A 15,693-nucleotide genomic window follows, 5' to 3' on the forward strand; every position below is an offset into this window, starting at 1 on the left:
TCCTCCTTCAGGGTGCGATGGGTTGGGTGGGGTAGGGGCCGGTGCGCGAGGCATGGATCTCATACTCGTGCAGCTTCGGGTCTCTATTGAGGCGTTCGAAGATGGGTACCAGCCGGTCGGCCCAGGCGGCGACACCTTGGTCATCGCCGATCAGGTCCTGGCGGACTTCCAGGAGCGCGTGCGGAATGCCCGTCATCATGCAATGGCGATACATGGTGTCGCCCTTGAGCGCGCCGTCATAGGGCTCATTGTCGCCGACGAGAATATCGCCCGCTGCTTCCAGGCCTTCGATCAGCGGACGGACGGCGCGAGCATCGGTATCCCAGAGGACGGCGGCATGCCAGGGGCGGGGCACACCCTTCCAGGCCGGCGTGTAGGAATGTAGCGAGAGCACCAGTGGCGCCTTGCCGGAAGCCTCCGCGACTTCAGAGATCACCCTCGAGACCGCCCCGTGATAGGGGCGATGGTAGGTTTCGATGCGGTGCTGCCATTCCTCCGGAGAGATCGGGTGGTTGCCCGGAATGATGGCGCCGTCGGAAATGCGCATGATGATGGTCGGATCGTCCTCGCCGCGATTCGGATCGATCAGCAGGCGGGAAAAGCGCGACATGACGGCGGGAACCCCCAGCCGCGCTGCCAGGAGACGCGTCAGCGGCTCGATGCCAATGTCATAGGCGATGTGACGGCCGAAGGCGCTGTCAGGCAGTCCGAGCATTCCATAGGATGCGGGAACGATGTTGGTGGCGTGGTCGGCGAGAAGCACGAGGCCGGCGTCAACACGGCCTTCCAAAATCTCGAAAACGGGGGAAACATTCATCAGTTTGAAGCCATCAGCTGCTACAAGCGCTTGATCGCATGGGGAATGGGGGAGCGCAAGCTTTCATGGCTGTCACGTTTGTGCCAAGATCGGACATAAAGGTTTCAGTACTGGCCAAAGACAGAAAATATAATCGATTAGAGTTGCGTTGACATTCTCTGGTCAGCATCGCAAGAAGGCATCCCATGCGCATTTTTGGAGTTCCGGCGGCAATCGTGCATCACCTGATCAGACAGACTTTCGACCGTGCCAAGGCACGTTTTCTAAAGCCCCTCCTGATCGCGGGTGCGCTGTTTTCGCCCATGCTGGCAGCCGATGCCGCTCACGCCGAGTTCCGTGTCTGCAACGGCACCCAGAACCTTGTCGGGGTGGCCGTTGGCTACCGCGCGGAAGAAGGTTGGATCACGGAGGGCTGGTGGCAGGTTCCTGCCGGCACCTGTGCCACTCTGATCGAGGGCGAACTCCAATCGCGTTATTATTATCTCTATGCTGAGGATGCCGCCCGCGGTGGTCGCTGGACCGGTGACATCAACATGTGTGTCGCCGAAAACGAGTTCAAGATCGTTGGCGTGAAGGACTGCTTCGCACGCGGTTATCAGCAGATGGGGTTCAAGGAATACGACACCGGCAGACAGGGGAGCTGGATGGTCCAGTTGTCCGATTCGTCGGGCACCCAGGAAAGCCAGAACTGATGAAGCGAAACCGCAAAGTAAAGATCCTCGCCACGCTTGGTCCCGCCTCCTCCGAAGAGGCGATGATCCGGAAGCTTCATGAAGCCGGGGCCGATCTTTTCCGCATCAACATGAGCCATGCCAGCCATGATCTGATGCGTACGCTGGTTCAGCGCATCCGCAATGTCGAGGCCGCCTGTGGCCGTCCGATCGGCATCCTCGCCGACCTCCAGGGCCCGAAGCTCCGTGTCGGCAAGTTCGCAGACACCACCGTGGAACTGAAGCCCGGCCAGACCTTCACGCTCGACAACAATGATGCGCCCGGCGATGCCACCCGCGTCTATCTCCCGCATCCGGAAATCCTGGAATCGGTCAAGCCCGGTGATCGGCTGTTGATCGATGACGGCAAGCTGCATCTCAAAGCCGAAAAGTGCGACGGCAAGAGCATCGTGACAACCGTCGTTTCGGGCACGAAGATTTCCGACCGCAAGGGCGTGAGCCTGCCCGATACCATTCTCGCCACCGGCGTGCTGACCGACAAGGACCGCGCCGACCTGGATGCGGTTCTGGCCGTCGGCGACGTCGACTGGGTCGCGCTCTCCTTCATCCAGCGTCCGGAAGATCTGGCCGAAGTGCGCAAGATCGCCAAGGGGCGCGTCGGCCTGATGTCCAAGATCGAGAAGCCGCAGGCGATCGAGCGTATCGACGAAATCATCGCGCTCTCCGACGCCCTGATGGTCGCCCGTGGTGACCTCGGTGTGGAAATGCCGCTCGAGCGCGTTCCGGGTATCCAGAAGCAGCTGATCCGCGCCTGCCGCCGCGAAGGCAAGCCGGTCGTCGTTGCGACCCAGATGCTGGAATCGATGATCACGGCCCCGGTCCCGACGCGTGCGGAAGTCTCCGACGTTGCGACTGCCGTCTTCGAAGGTGCCGACGCCATCATGCTCTCGGCCGAGTCGGCTTCCGGCCAGTATCCGGTCGAAGCGGTGGCTACCATGGCCTCGATTGCCGAGACCGTCGAGCGCGAGCCGCATTATCCTGGAATCATCTACGCCCAGCGCGCCCAGCCGGAGGCTACCGGTGCCGACGCCATTTCGCTCGCTGCCCGCCAGATTGCCGAAACACTGCGCCTGCAGGCGATCGTCTGCTACACGTCTTCGGGCAATACCGGTCTGCGCGCCTCGCGTGAGCGCCCGGAAGTGCCGATCATCGCGCTGTCGCCGGTCATTCAGACCGCACGCCGCCTGTCTGTCGTCTGGGGCCTGCACTGCGTCGTCTCCTCGGAGCCGACCGATCTCGACGACATGGTCAACCGCGCCTGCCGTATCGTCGTCGAAGAAGGCTTCGGCAAGCCTGGCGACCGCATCATCATGTCGGCTGGCGTTCCGCTCGGGACCCCCGGCTCGACCAACATGCTGCGCATTGCCTATATCGGCTCGGACGGCCAGACGGGCATCTGAGGATCGACTTTCTCACGGATCTAGAAAAGCCGCCTTCGGGCGGCTTTTTCATGACCGCTACTGGCCGGCCTGCAGGGATGGGGCGGATCCCTTGGGGTCGACGCGGGTGGCCGCAAGACGCGGTTCCGCCTCGCGTGCCATGGCCTGGAGATCGCGATCCTGGCCTGCGATCTTTTCCAGGGCGGCAATGACGATGTCGGTCACGATGTAATCCGGCTTGTGGCCGAGCCCCTGGATCCAGACGAGTTCGGAGCCCTTGATATCCCGGGCCAGCCCCTTTGAATGGATCTCTTCCAGCACGATCTCGTCGCTGTCGCCGGTGATGACAACCGTCGGCTTGTCAATCTCGCGGTAGCGTGGCGCAAAGGCGGTGACATAGGCATGAAGCCCTGCGACATCCCTGGCGTTGGAGCGGAATGTCGAGGGCCGCAGAACGAGAGCGGGGCCGGTGTCCTCGATGTAGGTCGCAGGGCGTGGATTGGGAGCGAAGACGTGGTCGGTTGCTGCAGCGATCCGCATCATACCCGCATGGAGAGCGAGCGTGTGGCAGAAGATCGGGCCAATCACGGGGGCGGAGGCGAGGTGGTAATACCAGTCGACGCCGCCCGGCCAGGGATGAGTAGCGGCGGCGAGGAAAACAAGACCCTCAACCTTGTCCGGATGCAGCACGCCGAAACTTGCTGTGATCGCGCCGCCGAAGGAATGTCCGACAATGATCGCCCGCTCGATCCCCTTCTTCTCCATGAGCTGCGCGATGGCATTGGCCTGCCCGTCGGGCGTGTCATTCTCCGGGCCGCCGCGCTCCGAATAGCCGTGTCCCGGTCTGTCGACGAAGAGGAGCTCCGCGCGGCCCCGCAGCGGGTCGAGGAAAGCGCCTGCCTGGTCGCGAAGATTGCCCGAGGCGCCATGGATGAAGACGATCGGCGGCAGGTCTGCCTCCGGTCCTGCGGGCACGTGCAGGGCGTTCAGACGAAAGCCGCCGACATCGGTCAGTTCGCCGATATTCGGTGTCTGAGCCGCGATCGCACGGGCACGGACCTGTGTGGCGATCGCGAGCGCCGCCAGCACGACGATGAGAACAAGGAAGAAGACGAGCAAGGCGAGACCGATACGGGTGGCGAGAAACAAGGAGCGTACTTCCGGCAAGGGGACACAGCCACAAGATCGTGCTGCACTGCCATTCGTCAAGGTGACAGGCAAGGCGGCATCTCGATCTTCAGTCGTGCCTTGTGCTGTATACTGGATTTCCGTATAGTCAGCCATGACTGAACGGTTCGATCCCGAGAAGGACCAAATCAACGCGGCGAAGCACGGCGTTTCGCTCGCCTTTGGGTTTAGGATCTTTGACGATATTGGTCATCTAATCGTCCCGTCCATACGCGAACGCGACGGTGAGGAAAGGTTTAAAGTCATCGGCCTCGTGGAGCAGAAGCTTTTCACAGGGGGTCTTTGTATGGCGTGGTGAGCGGCCGCGTTTCATCTCGGTCCGGAGAAGCAATCAAGGAGAAGAGCGTGTCTATCGTGATGCCGGCTGATCCCACCGATAGCGAGGATTTTGACGTCTCCGCAGAGGCGATTGATCGTGCGCAGAGGTCTCGATTAATCCGCCAAACGCGCACTGCACTCGGTCTGTCCCAGACGGAGTTTGCTTCCCGCTTTCGTGTGCCGGTTGGTACGCTCAGGGATTGGGAGCAGGCGCGGGCGACGCCACCCGATTTCGCGATTGCCTATGTAAGAGTGATCGGGGCACATCCCGACCTTGTCGCCCAGGTGGTCGCCTGACCGGTAGCCGCATCTCCTTAGAGGGTTTACGTCTTTTGCCCGGCCAGCTCTTCCGAAAGCTTGGAGACGATCTCTTGCGCCTCGCGGTCGGCGGGGAAGATCTCCAGGTAGCGTCCCCATGCTTTCAGCGCCGCATCCTTGCTGCCGCGCTCGGTGAGGATCCCGGCCAGGCCGGCGATGGCGCCGAAGTGGCGCGGTTCCAATTCCAGCACCCTCTCGATATCCGAAACGGATTTCTTGTAGTTGCCCATGGTGAAATGCAGGGTCGCCCGCTGGTTCCAGGCTCCGACAAATTTTGGATCGAGAATGATCGCCCGGTCGATGAAGTCGAGCGCAGCTGCATTGCGCTTTTCGGCGGCGGCCTTGGCAGACCATTGCATCAGGAGGTTGATGGTCGGGCTCGACGACTCGCTCCAGGTGGCCATGGCCGTGTTGGCGATCTGCCGCGCTGCCTGCGGATTGCGCTCGCGTTTCAGCTCCGCCAGCAGGTCATCCACGGTCTTGGGCTTTACGGGTTCCTTGAGCGGGATCCGTTCCACGGGCGTTTGAGTCGCCCCGGCCCCGTCGAGCTCTTCGGGTGACTGCGCGGCAACGGCTCCGGCAAGAAGCAGGGCTGGCAGCAGCGGAAGGGTGAGGGCGAGTCGCAAAGAAAAACGGCGCATGCAGGGAAGGTAGTCCCTCAGCGCCGTCTTTCAAACTCAAATTTCCGATATCAACACGCCGCAGATGCGGGCGGGCAGTCCGTCCTGGCTCATGGGCTCCGGAGAGCCCGGGGCATCAGCCCTGGCGAGCCTTGAAGCGCGGGTTCTGCTTGTTGATGATGTAGATACGGCCCTTGCGGCGAACCAGACGGTTGTCGCGATGACGGGCCTTAAGCGCTTTCAGCGAGTTCTTGATCTTCATTTTTCTGGTCCACAACGATTGTCGGGGAATGTGTCATTCACCCACTGTGTTCAAACAATCAAAAGCGCGCCGCTGGGCGCGCCCTTGAAGAGTTGGCGGCAATTAGCCCGAGGGAGGCCGCCGTGTCAACATCTCCGGCGGAAAATGCCGGACACAACAGGCTAAAAAACCGGGAAAATCAGTCGCGAAACGGCAGGATTTCGGTGACGTGGCCCATCTTGCGGCCGGGGCGGGCTTCCGTCTTGCCGTAGAGATGGACCAGCACGTTGGGCTTTGCGAGCCAGGCGGGGACAGAATCGATGTCGTCGCCGATGAGATTCGTCATCACGCAATCGGAATGGCGCACGGTGTCGCCAAGCGGCAGGGAGGCGACGGCGCGAATGTGCTGTTCGAACTGCGAGACGATGCAGGCGGCTTCGGTCCAGTGGCCGGAATTGTGCACGCGCGGGGCAATCTCATTGGCGATCAAGTGGCCGTCCGGCAGCACGAAGAACTCCATGCCGACGACGCCGACATAGGAGAGACCGTCGAGCAGTTTGGTTGCGGCTTCGCGGGCAGCTCTGGCCGTCTCCAGCGTGATCGCGGCCGGCTGGGTCGAGGTGTGCAGGATGCCGCCCCGATGAACATTCTCGGTCGGGTCGTAGCAGCGGATCTCGCCGGCGCTGTTGCGGGCGGCGATGATCGAGACTTCGCGGACAAAGGGCACGAAGCTTTCGAGGATCAGCGGGACCGAGCCGAGGACTGCGTAGCCACCTGCAGCAGAATCACCCTTGCGATAGACCTTCTGGCCCTTGCCGTCATATCCCAGGCGGCGGGTCTTCAGCACGCCTTCACCACCGAAATCGGCAAGCGCTGCTTCCAGATCGGCCTGGCTGTCGATGGCGTGGAAGCGGGCGGTCTCGATGCCGGACGCGTTGAGGAAGCGCTTTTCCGTGACGCGGTCCTGGGCCACTTCCAGTGCTTTCGGCGGTGGATAAACCGGCACGCTGGCCGCCAGTGTCTCGGCGGCGGATACGGGCACGTTCTCGAATTCGTAGGTGACGACGTCACAGAGGCGGCCAAGTTCCGCGAGAGCCGCCGGATCGTCATAGGCTGCCGTAATCTGGTGGTTGGCCACCTGGGCGGCGGGGCTGTCGGCCTGGGGCTCGAGGATCACGGTGCGGAAGTTCAGCCGGGCTGCGGCCATGGCCAGCATGCGACCAAGCTGGCCGCCACCGATGATGCCGATGGTGCGGATGGTCATGGGGCCTCGTCCACGGGATATTCGGCAACCGAGGCCGTCTGGCGCTCGACCCATTCGTCGAGGCGCTCGGCCAGGTCATCGTCGAAGACGGCGAGCACGCGAGCGGCCAGCAGGGCGGCGTTGACCGCACCGGCGCGGCCGATGGCGAGCGTGCCGACCGGAATGCCGGCCGGCATCTGGACGATGGAATAGAGGCTGTCGAGGCCGGACATCGACTTGGACTGCACGGGTACGCCGAAGACGGGCAGCGTGGTCAGCGAGGCGACCATGCCGGGCAGGTGGGCGGCACCGCCGGCGCCGGCGATCACCACCTTGAAGCCCTCGTCGCGGGCCCCCTTGGCGAAAGCATACATGCGGTCAGGCGTGCGGTGTGCCGAAACGATGCGGGCTTCATAGGAGACGCCGAGTGCGTCGAGCGTGTCGGCGGCATTCTTCATGGTCTCCCAGTCGGACTGGCTTCCCATGATGATGGCGACGGGCGGGCACTCAGCTGTCATCAGGATATCCTTATGCCGTCATGCGATAATGTCAGGAATGATCTGATCTTCCAGCGCGGTAATCTTGTCCTTGATCGACAACTTCTTCTTCTTCATGCGCTGAATGCGAAGGGCGTCGCAACCGACCGTGATCATGGCGTTGATGGCCGCATCATAGTCCTCGTGCTCCTGGCGTAGCCGTGCCAACGAGAGCCTGATGTCAGCCTGTTCCTGGTCGGCCATGCTTTTTCCCCATTATCGCCGTGTGGCCCATCCTTTAAGGATGCCCGGAAGATTCGCGCAAGCTCCTATCACCAAATACCGGTAACGGGAAGTTATCCCTGTCTTCGATTTTGATGGTCGAATGTCACGACTTCGCCTTCGACAAACCGCATTTCTCGTGTCACATTATCTTCGCAAAGCCTGAAACTCCAGCGGATGAGGGCTGGAGGTAGGCGATAAGGAAGGACGCATCAAATGACCATACAGGCTCATCTTGAATCGCTGCAGAAGAAGCATGGAGCTCTCGAGGAACAGCTCCATGATGCGCTTGCATCCCCCTCCGTCGATGATCGGCACATTGCCGAGCTGAAGCGCCTTAAACTGCGCCTCAAGGATGAAATGGAACGCCTGAGAGCCTCCACACGCCACTGATACCACCCTTCCGGCTGCGCCGGGATCAGGCGGACCCAAAGACCGATCCCGATGTATTCATGAAGCAGCCAAGACAACACCCTCGGCCCCGGAGTTCGATCGACTTCGGGGCTTTTGTTTGCCCATGACCTGGGATGCAAGAGGGGTTGGGAGGCGTCAGGACCAGAACTGGTCCAGCCACATATTCATGCGGTCGAATCCTCGCCGATGAATGAAGTAGATGCGGCGCGTGCCTTCCGAGCGCACATCGACAAGGCCGCTGTCGAGAAGTGCCTTCAGATGCTGGGAAACGGCGGGACGGCTGATCGGCAACTGGGATGCCAGCTCGTTGACGGTTTTCTCCCCCCGGCGCAGATCCTCAAGGATGTGTCGCCGGTTCGGGTCTGCGATCGCCATGAACGGGTCTGCGTTCGTCATGAACTGACGGTACGGCAAACCCGGCATCGCGACAAGATCAGATGTGCAGCGCAGCAAGCCCGTTGCGGACACAAATTTCCGTGTCAGAGCCCGAACAGACCCCGGCTTCCGTCCCAGAGCAGCTTGCTCCCAGCGATCAGTACCATGCCATACATGAGCGGATAAAATATGGCTGGCTTCAGGTAGCGAACGAGGCGAGCGCCGGCGAGGGTCGACACCAGGGCGACCGGCAGCAAGGCGGCGGAGAGGCTCAGATTGGTGGCGTCCAGTTCTCCCAGCGCGAAATAGGGGATCACCTTGACGGCGTTGAGAATGGCAAAAAAGCGGGTGGAAGCCCCGGTATAGGTCAGCGGATCGAGCTTCAGCGGCAGAACGTAGATCTGGAAGGGTGGGCCGCCGGCATGGGCAACAAAGCTCGCATAGCCTGACAGGGAGCCCCAGAAGGAGCCGGCGATGGGGCGCTGTCCGGCCGCGCCTGTTTCCCGGCCCTTGTAGGATGCCCAGCTTTCAAGAAAGTACTTCAGCGAGAAGACAATCGAAATGCCGCCGAGAACGAGGCGCATGGCATCTGCCGAGACGTATGTCGAGGTGGCCCAACCCAGCGCGATACCGATCAGGGCGCCCGGTAGCATGGCAAGAAGGGTTGCTCTGTGGTTGTGGTGACGCCAGGCCCAGAGTGCCACGGCATCCATGACGAGCAGGATCGGCAGGAAAATCGCCGCTGCCTGCATCGGCGGGACGGCAAAGGCGAGAAGCGGCACGCCGATCAGCGCGAAAGCGCCACCGAGACCGCCTTTAGACAGGCCGACAAGGGCAACGGCGGGAATGGCGACGGCATAGAAGTTCGGGTCTGTCAGCATTGCGCGGTTGATCCTTTCGGAAGAGCGGTCTATCGGATTTGTCCAGAGAAAACGAGGACGAAATCCGCAGAAACGGACCCGTCCCGCACACGGAAACACCGCGCATGACCGAAGACCGCTGCCGCCTCGTCCTCATCGTTCCCGACATCGCCGATACGGCCCGGTGCGCCGAGGTTGTCAAAAACGCGTTGCGGGGGGGAGACGTCGCTTCGGTGATCGTGCCGCAATATGGCCTCGACGACACGGCGTTCCAGAAGCATGCCGAGGCGATCGTGCCGGAAATCCAGGCGGCAGGTGCCGCTGCCTTGATCGTCGACAACAGCAGGGTCGCCGGCCGGGTCAAGGCGGACGGGCTGCACGTCACCGGGAATGCCGAGATGCTCGCCGAAGCCGTGGAGAAGCACACGCCGAAGCTGATCGTCGGTGGCGGCAATGCCATGGATCGCCACCATGCCCTGGAGATCGGCGAGATCCAACCGGACTACATTTTCTTCGGCAAGATCGATGGTGACATCAAGCCGGAGGCCCATTCCAAGAACATAGCGCTTGGCGAATGGTGGTCGTCGATGATCGAGATCCCCTGCATTGTCATGGGCGGTTCGGATCCATCATCGGCCGTTGCGGTGGCTGAAAGCGGGGTCGAATTCGTGGCGCTGGGCAAGGCAGTCTTCGACGATCCGGCGCAGGCTGCCGCAATTGTGACCCGTGTGAATGCCGAGCTTGACGAAAAAGCGCCACGGTTTGAAGATTGAACCGCCTCATGCGTTCAATCTCGCCCACCCATCGTCTGATTCTTGCCGCGCTTGCCGGAGCATGTCTGTGTGTCGGCGGCCCTGCATTTGCGCAGGAGAGCGCAGATGGTCTGGAGATCGGGGATGCGCCGGCGATCATGCCGGCAGACCCGGACAACGCCGCCGAAATCGAACGTGGCGCCCGGCCCAGCAGTAGCACGGGTGACGCCATGCGGCTCGATCGTGGTGCCCGGGATACGTCCCCGCCGGTGACCAAGGGTGCAAAGCCGGGTCAGACCGATACACCGGAAGAGCTGCAGGGCATCAACATCTATCTGCGCATGGGCGCGCCGCTGCCGGACCTGCCGCCGGAAAAGCCCTACACAGGCAAGCCTGACGAAGCTTACGGTGCCTTCCAGCGCGGTCTTTTCCTGACCGCCGTCGACAAGGCATTGCCGCGCGCACAGCTCGGTGATCCCGCTGCGCAGACCCTGCTTGCGGAAATCATGTCGCGTGGGCTCGGCGTCAAGCAGGATCTGGAGGGAGCGGCCTTCTGGTATGGTCAGGCCGCTCAGGGTGGCGATCCGGCTGCCATGTTCAAATATGCCCTGCTCCTGATGGAGGGCAAGGAAGTCCCGCGGGACAAGGCGAAGGCGGATGAGTACATGCGTCGCGCAGCCGATGCGGGCAACGCATCCGCCCAGTTCAACTGGGCACAGATCCTGGTGGCCAGTACACCCGGCGTGCGTGGATTGACTGCTGCCATGCCGTATTACGAGAAATCGGCCGAACAGGGCATCGCGGATGCGCAGTATGCCCTGGCTCAGGTCTATTCGGCCCTGAAGGATGTGCCGGAGGAGAAAAAGGCGCGTGCACGGGAATGGATGGTCCGGGCAGCTCGGGCCGGCTTCGATACCGCACAGCTCGACATGGGGCTTTGGCTGGTCAACGGTTACAACGGCCCGCGCGACTACGAGGCCGGCTATCGCTGGCTGAGCGTTGCAGCGGCACGGGGCAATGTCGTCGCCCAAAACCGGCTCGCCCATCTCTACGTCAATGCGCTCGGCACCGGTCCCAACCCGGTCGAGGCTGCCAAGTGGTATGTGCTGTCGCGCCGTGCGGGGCTCAAGGATCCTGCGCTCGAGGACTTCTATCTGGGGCTCAACGAGGAGCAGCAGAAGCAGGCGATCGACCTCGCCAACCGCTTCAGGCGGATCTGACGACGCTTGATCTGCTGCTTTTGGGGAAGGGCGGCGGCCATGGATCTGATCGATGTATTCCAGCGTCTGGGCCTTGCGATCGCCATCGGCGCAGCTGTGGGCGTCGAGCGTCACTGGCGGGAGCGTGACGAGCCGGAAGGGGCCCGCATTGCCGGCATTCGCACTTTCACGCTGATTGGCATGACCGGCGGGATTGCGGGTCTGCTGGATGGCCTTCTTGTGACCGGCAGCTTCTCCGGACTGATTGTCGCCAGCTTCCTCATTGCGATTGCAGCCGTGCTGCTGCGCTTCGGCCTGATGGAGGCACAGGCGCAACGGACCTTCAGCGCCACGACCGTGATTGCCGGCGTCACCACCTTCGGGCTCGGGGCCCTTGCGGTCGTGGGAGACATGGCGGTTGCGTCCGCTGCCGGCGCCGCGATGGTTACCCTGCTTTCCAGCCGGGAATTTCTGCATGGAGCGATCCGTCGTCTGACCTGGGTCGAGTTGCGATCCGCCGTCGTCCTGCTCGCCATGGGTTTCGTGCTCCTGCCGCTCATCCCGGCCGAGCCTTTTGGTCCGTTCGGAGGTGTATCGCCCCGCAGTCTCGTGATCCTGGTGATCATGCTCGCGTCGATCTCCTACACCGGCTACATCGCCGTGCGTGTGATTGGTGGCGGGCGTGGTGATCTGGTGGCGGGTGCCGTGGGCGGGTTGGTCTCATCGACCGCAACGACGCTTGCCATGGCTCGGCAAAGCCGAAGCACGGCGACTGCCGCCGGTCCGGCTGCAGGCGCGATCGCGGCGGGCAGCGTCTCTCTGATCCGCACGGCATTTCTTCTTCTCGCTCTCTCTCCCGCGCTCGGATGGTATCTGTTGCCTGGGCTTCTGGTGGCCGGCGGGGTGATGCTTGCCGGTGCCGTGATGACCATTCAAGGCGGCGATGCAGCGTCGCAAGCAGAAATGCCGGGCAATCCCTTCGAGTTGTGGCAAGTGGTGAAGATGGCCGCGCTGATCACTGCCGTCGCGTTCATCGCGCGTGCCGCAAGCCAGATCTTCGGCGATGGCGGCCTCTATGTGGTGTCGGCACTGACCGCTCTTGCGGATGTCGACGCGGTGACCGTCACCGTGGCCGGCATGGTCCCGGCGCTTTCCCTGAACGTCGCGCTGACCGCTGTCGGGATCGCCGTGACTGCAAACATGGCCGCAAAAGCCCTGTATGCCGGGGTGGCAGGCAGCCGTGGCTTTGCCATGCGGCTCGCTCTCGCGTCCGGTGCCGCCGTCGCGGCGGGGCTCGTCGTTACCTTCGCTGCAGGGCACGTTTGACGCGCACGCATGGGCTGATGCGGCCATGCCCCTTGAATTTGGGCGGCATTTGTGGTCTTGAACCCGCCAAACATGGCCGCCGTCGCGTGCTCGTCCGTTGCCGCCTTCCGGCGCCTCCCAGTTTCAAGGAATTCGATCTATGGCCCGCTCAGCCCTTCTCAATGTCATGGTTCAGGCCGCACTCAAGGCCGGCAAGTCGCTTTCGCGCGATTTCGGCGAAGTGCAGAACCTGCAGGTCTCCGTGAAGGGCCCTGGCGACTTCGTCTCGCAGGCTGATTTCCGCGCCGAGAAGATCGTCCGCGAAGAACTCCTGAAGGCCCGCCCGACCTATGGCTTCCTCGGCGAGGAGGGCGAGGAGATCAAGGGCACCGACGGCGCGCATCGTTGGATCGTCGACCCGCTGGACGGCACCACCAACTTCCTGCATGGCATTCCGCAGTTTGCCGTCTCTATTGCGCTCGAGCGCAACGGCGAAATCGTCGCCGGCGTGATCTTCAATCCGGCGACCGACGAACTCTACACGACCGAAAAGGGCGGCGGCGCCTTCCTCAATGATCGCCGCATCCGCGTCGGCGCCCGCAAGGTGCTGTCCGATTGCGTCATCGGCTGCGGCGTGCCGCATCTCGGCCGTGGCCAGCACGGCAAGTTCCTCGTCGAACTGCGCCATGTCATGGGCGAAGTCTCCGGCGTCCGCCGCATGGGGGCCGCCGCGCTCGACCTCGCCTATGTCGCGGCCGGTCGTCTCGACGGCTTCTGGGAAGCGCAGCTCAACGCATGGGACATCGCGGCCGGCATTCTCCTGATCAAGGAAGCCGGTGGCTTCGTCTCGGACATGAAGGGCGGCCAGGAGATGTTCGAGAACGGTACGGTGCTTGCCGGCAACGAATACATCCGCAAGGCTCTCGAAGAGGTCGTGAACCGCCCTGTGCCGCAGGCCTGATTTCGGCCCGAGGGAAAATTTTCCCAAAATCCGCGGCTTCAATTCGTCTCATTTTTGCACTAGCCTCCGGGTCCAAGATTCCCCGGAGGTCGAGCATATCATGGCGAAAGTGAAGTTGGAGGATCTCGAGGTGGGCGAGACCCGTCCGGGAGCATACGGCCAGAAGCTCTCCAGCCCGATGACCTTCTTCACGACCATGGTGATCTTCCTGATCATCGTGTGTTTCATTGCTGCGATCCTCTACCGTCAGGCGCATGCCGCCTTCATCACCAATCCCGGCTTGAACGGCCTGATTCTCGGCGTTCTCGTCGTCGGCATCATCCTGGTCTTTGCCCAGGTGCTGGCGCTTCGACCGGAAGTGCGCTGGTTCAATTCCTTCCGCGCTGCCGGCGACAACGCGATGCTGGTGGGCCGTGATCCGAAGCTGCTGGCCCCGATGCGTGCACTGATCGGCGGCCGCCGGTCCATGGCGATTTCGACGACGGCGTTGCGCTCCATTCTCGATTCCATCGGTACGCGTCTCGACGAATCGCGTGACACAACCCGCTACCTGATCGGCCTTCTCGTGTTTCTCGGTCTGCTCGGTACCTTCTGGGGTTTGCTTGGAACCATCGGTTCGATCAACGAGGTCATCGGCTCACTCGATCCGGCATCGGGCGACAGCAATGATGTCCTACAGTCCCTTAAATCTGGACTGACGGCGCCGCTTTCCGGCATGGGCACGGCCTTTTCATCCTCGCTGCTCGGGCTTTCCGGCTCGTTGATCCTCGGCTTTCTCGACCTGCAGGCCGGCCGTGCGCAAAACCGTTTCTACACCGAACTTGAGAACTGGCTTTCCTCCGTCACCGATGTCGATTCCGAACGTCCCGTGGCGGCTGATGGCGCCGGCGCCCTTGCCAGCGAAGATATCCGGCTCCTGGTTGCGGAGATCCAAAAGCTGGCGAACCGCGAGGGTAATGATCGCTCTGTTGCCGCAATCGCGGGCCTTGCCGAGGGTATCCAGGGTCTCGTCAAGAACATGCGGAACGAGCAGCAGATGCTGCGCGACTGGATCGAGGCGCAGCAGGAGGATGCTCGCGCCATGCGCAAGACGCTTGAGCGGCTGAACGACAAGATCGGCGGGGCCAAGTAATGGCGCTCGGGCGCAACCGCCGCCGCGAGCGCGGCGTCGACTACTGGCCAGGCTTCGTCGACGCCCTGTCGACCCTGCTGCTTGCCATCATGTTTCTGCTCACCGTGTTTGTCGTCGCGCAGTTCATCCTCGGCCGGGAAATTTCCGGCAAGGACGAGGTGCTGAACCGGCTGAACAGCCAGATTGCCGAACTCACACAGTTGCTGGCGCTGGAGAAGAGCGGCAAGCAGGACCTGGAAGACACGCTTGCCGCCCTCCAGTCGTCACTTGCAACCTCCGAGACCGAGCGGTCGCGGTTGCAGCAGCTGCTCGACAACGGCGCGGGCTCTGCCGATGCAGCCAATGAAAAAGTTGGTCGTCTGACCGATGAGCTCGACGCCGAAAAGCAGGTGAGTGCGCGGGCGATGAGCCAGATCGAATTGCTCAACCAGCAGATCGCGGCACTGCGCGCGCAGATCGCTGCCGTCGAGGAAGCCCTGCAGGCGTCGGAAGCCAAGGATCAGGCGTCGCAGGCGCGGATTTCCGATCTCGGGCGTCGTCTGAACGTGGCGCTGGCCCAGCGGGTTCAGGAACTCAACCGCTATCGGTCTGACTTCTTCGGGCGTCTGCGCGAGATCCTGTCGGACCGCGAGAACATCCGCATCGTCGGCGACCGCTTCGTCTTCCAGTCGGAAGTGCTGTTCCCGGTCGGCGGCGCGGATCTCGATACCGCGGGGCAGGCGGAAATGGACAAGCTGGCTGCTGCCATTCTCGAACTCGCCCAGGAGATCCCCGCCGAAATCAATTGGGTGCTTCGGGTCGACGGACATACCGATGCCTCACCCCTGACCGGGACCGGGCGTTACCGCGACAACTGGGAGCTTTCATCAGCGCGCGCAACATCCGTGGTCAAGTACCTGATCTCCCGAGGTGTACCGGCGAACCGCCTGGTTGCGGCCGGGTTCGGCGAGTTTCAGCCGATCGCCCAAGGCGACAGCACAGACATCCTGGCTCAGAACCGGCGCATCGAACTCAAGTTGACGGAGCGTTGAATTCACCCGCAATTGTTTGCCTACCAGACAACTTGCACGCCGAATTACGTG

Annotated in this window: 20 protein-coding genes; 11 read left to right on the top strand and 9 right to left on the bottom strand. The window is 62.4% G+C overall.

The annotated features are described in order from the left end of the window. Positions 1–7 precede the first annotated feature (7 nt). Complete coding sequence (locus H6M51_RS05395) at positions 8–817, bottom strand: N-formylglutamate amidohydrolase (protein WP_185808854.1); 810 nt, start codon at positions 815–817, stop codon at positions 8–10. Positions 818–1,092: 275 nt separating this feature from the next. Between H6M51_RS05395 and H6M51_RS05400 the strand changes: the two genes are divergently transcribed. Together H6M51_RS05400 and pyk are read left to right on the top strand one after the other, a co-directional pair. Beyond that, positions 1,093–1,509 carry a DUF1036 domain-containing protein gene (locus tag H6M51_RS05400; RefSeq protein ID WP_407073557.1) on the top strand — a complete coding sequence of 139 codons (417 nt, stop codon included), beginning with the start codon at positions 1,093–1,095 and terminating at the stop codon, positions 1,507–1,509. Then, positions 1,509–2,948, top strand: coding sequence for a pyruvate kinase (gene pyk, locus H6M51_RS05405; protein WP_185808856.1), 1,440 nt, complete (start codon positions 1,509–1,511; stop codon positions 2,946–2,948). The genes H6M51_RS05400 and pyk overlap by 1 nt, the downstream gene beginning before the upstream one ends. A 57-nt stretch (positions 2,949–3,005) precedes the next feature. Here pyk and H6M51_RS05410 read toward each other — a convergent pair whose 3' ends face one another. Continuing rightward, on the bottom strand, positions 3,006–4,046 hold the full coding sequence (locus H6M51_RS05410; RefSeq protein ID WP_407073558.1) for an alpha/beta fold hydrolase: 1,041 nt from the start codon (positions 4,044–4,046) through the stop codon (positions 3,006–3,008). A gap of 163 nt (positions 4,047–4,209) precedes the next feature. Between H6M51_RS05410 and H6M51_RS05415 the strand changes: the two genes are divergently transcribed. After that, positions 4,210–4,413: a BrnT family toxin gene (locus H6M51_RS05415; RefSeq protein ID WP_246780401.1), complete on the top strand. Its 204-nt coding sequence runs from the start codon at positions 4,210–4,212 to the stop codon at positions 4,411–4,413. A gap of 47 nt (positions 4,414–4,460) precedes the next feature. After that, positions 4,461–4,730: a helix-turn-helix domain-containing protein gene (locus H6M51_RS05420; RefSeq protein ID WP_348644401.1), complete on the top strand. Its 270-nt coding sequence runs from the start codon at positions 4,461–4,463 to the stop codon at positions 4,728–4,730. Between the two features lie 26 nt (positions 4,731–4,756). Here H6M51_RS05420 and H6M51_RS05425 read toward each other — a convergent pair whose 3' ends face one another. The 5 genes from H6M51_RS05425 to H6M51_RS05445 all read right to left on the bottom strand — a co-directional run bounded on the left by H6M51_RS05425 (position 4,757) and on the right by H6M51_RS05445 (position 7,595). Further along, entirely contained in the window at positions 4,757–5,392 is a 636-nt protein-coding gene (locus tag H6M51_RS05425) for a tetratricopeptide repeat protein (RefSeq protein WP_185808857.1), read from the bottom strand. 115 nt (positions 5,393–5,507) lie between these two features. After that, positions 5,508–5,633: a type B 50S ribosomal protein L36 gene (gene ykgO / locus H6M51_RS05430; protein WP_006726873.1), complete on the bottom strand. Its 126-nt coding sequence runs from the start codon at positions 5,631–5,633 to the stop codon at positions 5,508–5,510. Positions 5,634–5,811: 178 nt separating this feature from the next. Continuing rightward, a complete protein-coding gene (locus H6M51_RS05435; RefSeq protein ID WP_185808858.1) occupies positions 5,812–6,876 on the bottom strand; it encodes a 5-(carboxyamino)imidazole ribonucleotide synthase in 1,065 nt (354 codons plus the stop codon). After that, entirely contained in the window at positions 6,873–7,373 is a 501-nt protein-coding gene (gene purE / locus H6M51_RS05440) for a 5-(carboxyamino)imidazole ribonucleotide mutase (RefSeq protein ID WP_185808859.1), read from the bottom strand. The genes H6M51_RS05435 and purE overlap by 4 nt, the downstream gene beginning before the upstream one ends. 18 nt (positions 7,374–7,391) lie before the next feature. After that, positions 7,392–7,595 (bottom strand): YdcH family protein, encoded by a 204-nt coding sequence (locus H6M51_RS05445; RefSeq protein WP_113458565.1) that lies wholly within the window; start codon positions 7,593–7,595, stop codon positions 7,392–7,394. 234 nt (positions 7,596–7,829) lie between these two features. On the opposite strand from H6M51_RS05445, the gene H6M51_RS05450 reads away from it, so the two are divergent. Next, complete coding sequence (locus H6M51_RS05450) at positions 7,830–8,006, top strand: YdcH family protein (RefSeq protein ID WP_185808860.1); 177 nt, start codon at positions 7,830–7,832, stop codon at positions 8,004–8,006. Between the two features lie 156 nt (positions 8,007–8,162). Here the strand turns inward: H6M51_RS05450 and H6M51_RS05455 are convergent, their stop codons facing one another. Further along, the gene (locus H6M51_RS05455; protein ID WP_185808861.1) at positions 8,163–8,423 is read right to left on the bottom strand and encodes a metalloregulator ArsR/SmtB family transcription factor; all 261 of its coding nucleotides are present in this window, start codon (positions 8,421–8,423) and stop codon (positions 8,163–8,165) included. Positions 8,424–8,506: 83 nt separating this feature from the next. After that, positions 8,507–9,283: a sulfite exporter TauE/SafE family protein gene (locus H6M51_RS05460; protein ID WP_185808862.1), complete on the bottom strand. Its 777-nt coding sequence runs from the start codon at positions 9,281–9,283 to the stop codon at positions 8,507–8,509. Between the two features lie 104 nt (positions 9,284–9,387). Between H6M51_RS05460 and H6M51_RS05465 the strand changes: the two genes are divergently transcribed. The 6 genes from H6M51_RS05465 to H6M51_RS05490 all read left to right on the top strand — a co-directional run bounded on the left by H6M51_RS05465 (position 9,388) and on the right by H6M51_RS05490 (position 15,642). Beyond that, entirely contained in the window at positions 9,388–10,035 is a 648-nt protein-coding gene (locus H6M51_RS05465; protein ID WP_185808863.1) for a thiamine phosphate synthase, read from the top strand. 8 nt (positions 10,036–10,043) lie between these two features. Continuing rightward, positions 10,044–11,234: a tetratricopeptide repeat protein gene (locus H6M51_RS05470; protein ID WP_185808864.1), complete on the top strand. Its 1,191-nt coding sequence runs from the start codon at positions 10,044–10,046 to the stop codon at positions 11,232–11,234. A gap of 39 nt (positions 11,235–11,273) precedes the next feature. Beyond that, positions 11,274–12,539, top strand: a complete 1,266-nt coding sequence (locus H6M51_RS05475; RefSeq protein ID WP_185808865.1) for a DUF4010 domain-containing protein — start codon at positions 11,274–11,276, stop codon at positions 12,537–12,539. A gap of 139 nt (positions 12,540–12,678) precedes the next feature. After that, the gene (locus H6M51_RS05480; protein WP_185808866.1) at positions 12,679–13,479 is read left to right on the top strand and encodes an inositol monophosphatase family protein; all 801 of its coding nucleotides are present in this window, start codon (positions 12,679–12,681) and stop codon (positions 13,477–13,479) included. A gap of 100 nt (positions 13,480–13,579) precedes the next feature. Beyond that, positions 13,580–14,611 (top strand): flagellar motor protein MotA, encoded by a 1,032-nt coding sequence (locus H6M51_RS05485; RefSeq protein ID WP_185808867.1) that lies wholly within the window; start codon positions 13,580–13,582, stop codon positions 14,609–14,611. Then, positions 14,611–15,642 carry a peptidoglycan -binding protein gene (locus H6M51_RS05490; protein WP_185808868.1) on the top strand — a complete coding sequence of 344 codons (1,032 nt, stop codon included), beginning with the start codon at positions 14,611–14,613 and terminating at the stop codon, positions 15,640–15,642. Before H6M51_RS05485 ends, H6M51_RS05490 begins: the two co-directional genes overlap by 1 nt. Positions 15,643–15,693 lie beyond the last annotated feature (51 nt).

This window comes from Rhizobium sp. AQ_MP (assembly GCF_014237835.1).
GTDB lineage: Bacteria > Pseudomonadota > Alphaproteobacteria > Rhizobiales > Rhizobiaceae > Allorhizobium.

What these genes read in the sequence shown, in the direction of transcription:
- H6M51_RS05490 (WP_185808868.1), top strand. Translation starts at nt 14,611, where the DNA reads ATGGCGCTCGGGCGCAACCGCCGCCGCGAGCGCGGCGTCGACTACTGG.
- H6M51_RS05470 (WP_185808864.1), top strand. Translation starts at nt 10,044, where the DNA reads ATGCGTTCAATCTCGCCCACCCATCGTCTGATTCTTGCCGCGCTTGCC.
- H6M51_RS05445 (WP_113458565.1), bottom strand. Translation starts at nt 7,595, where the DNA reads ATGGCCGACCAGGAACAGGCTGACATCAGGCTCTCGTTGGCACGGCTA.
- H6M51_RS05485 (WP_185808867.1), top strand. Translation starts at nt 13,580, where the DNA reads ATGGCGAAAGTGAAGTTGGAGGATCTCGAGGTGGGCGAGACCCGTCCG.
- H6M51_RS05460 (WP_185808862.1), bottom strand. Translation starts at nt 9,283, where the DNA reads ATGCTGACAGACCCGAACTTCTATGCCGTCGCCATTCCCGCCGTTGCC.
- H6M51_RS05465 (WP_185808863.1), top strand. Translation starts at nt 9,388, where the DNA reads ATGACCGAAGACCGCTGCCGCCTCGTCCTCATCGTTCCCGACATCGCC.
- H6M51_RS05415 (WP_246780401.1), top strand. Translation starts at nt 4,210, where the DNA reads ATGACTGAACGGTTCGATCCCGAGAAGGACCAAATCAACGCGGCGAAG.
- H6M51_RS05395 (WP_185808854.1), bottom strand. Translation starts at nt 817, where the DNA reads ATGAATGTTTCCCCCGTTTTCGAGATTTTGGAAGGCCGTGTTGACGCC.
- purE (WP_185808859.1), bottom strand. Translation starts at nt 7,373, where the DNA reads ATGACAGCTGAGTGCCCGCCCGTCGCCATCATCATGGGAAGCCAGTCC.
- H6M51_RS05435 (WP_185808858.1), bottom strand. Translation starts at nt 6,876, where the DNA reads ATGACCATCCGCACCATCGGCATCATCGGTGGCGGCCAGCTTGGTCGC.
- H6M51_RS05450 (WP_185808860.1), top strand. Translation starts at nt 7,830, where the DNA reads ATGACCATACAGGCTCATCTTGAATCGCTGCAGAAGAAGCATGGAGCT.
- pyk (WP_185808856.1), top strand. Translation starts at nt 1,509, where the DNA reads ATGAAGCGAAACCGCAAAGTAAAGATCCTCGCCACGCTTGGTCCCGCC.
- H6M51_RS05475 (WP_185808865.1), top strand. Translation starts at nt 11,274, where the DNA reads ATGGATCTGATCGATGTATTCCAGCGTCTGGGCCTTGCGATCGCCATC.
- H6M51_RS05425 (WP_185808857.1), bottom strand. Translation starts at nt 5,392, where the DNA reads ATGCGCCGTTTTTCTTTGCGACTCGCCCTCACCCTTCCGCTGCTGCCA.
- H6M51_RS05480 (WP_185808866.1), top strand. Translation starts at nt 12,679, where the DNA reads ATGGCCCGCTCAGCCCTTCTCAATGTCATGGTTCAGGCCGCACTCAAG.
- ykgO (WP_006726873.1), bottom strand. Translation starts at nt 5,633, where the DNA reads ATGAAGATCAAGAACTCGCTGAAAGCGCTTAAGGCCCGTCATCGCGAC.
- H6M51_RS05455 (WP_185808861.1), bottom strand. Translation starts at nt 8,423, where the DNA reads ATGACGAACGCAGACCCGTTCATGGCGATCGCAGACCCGAACCGGCGA.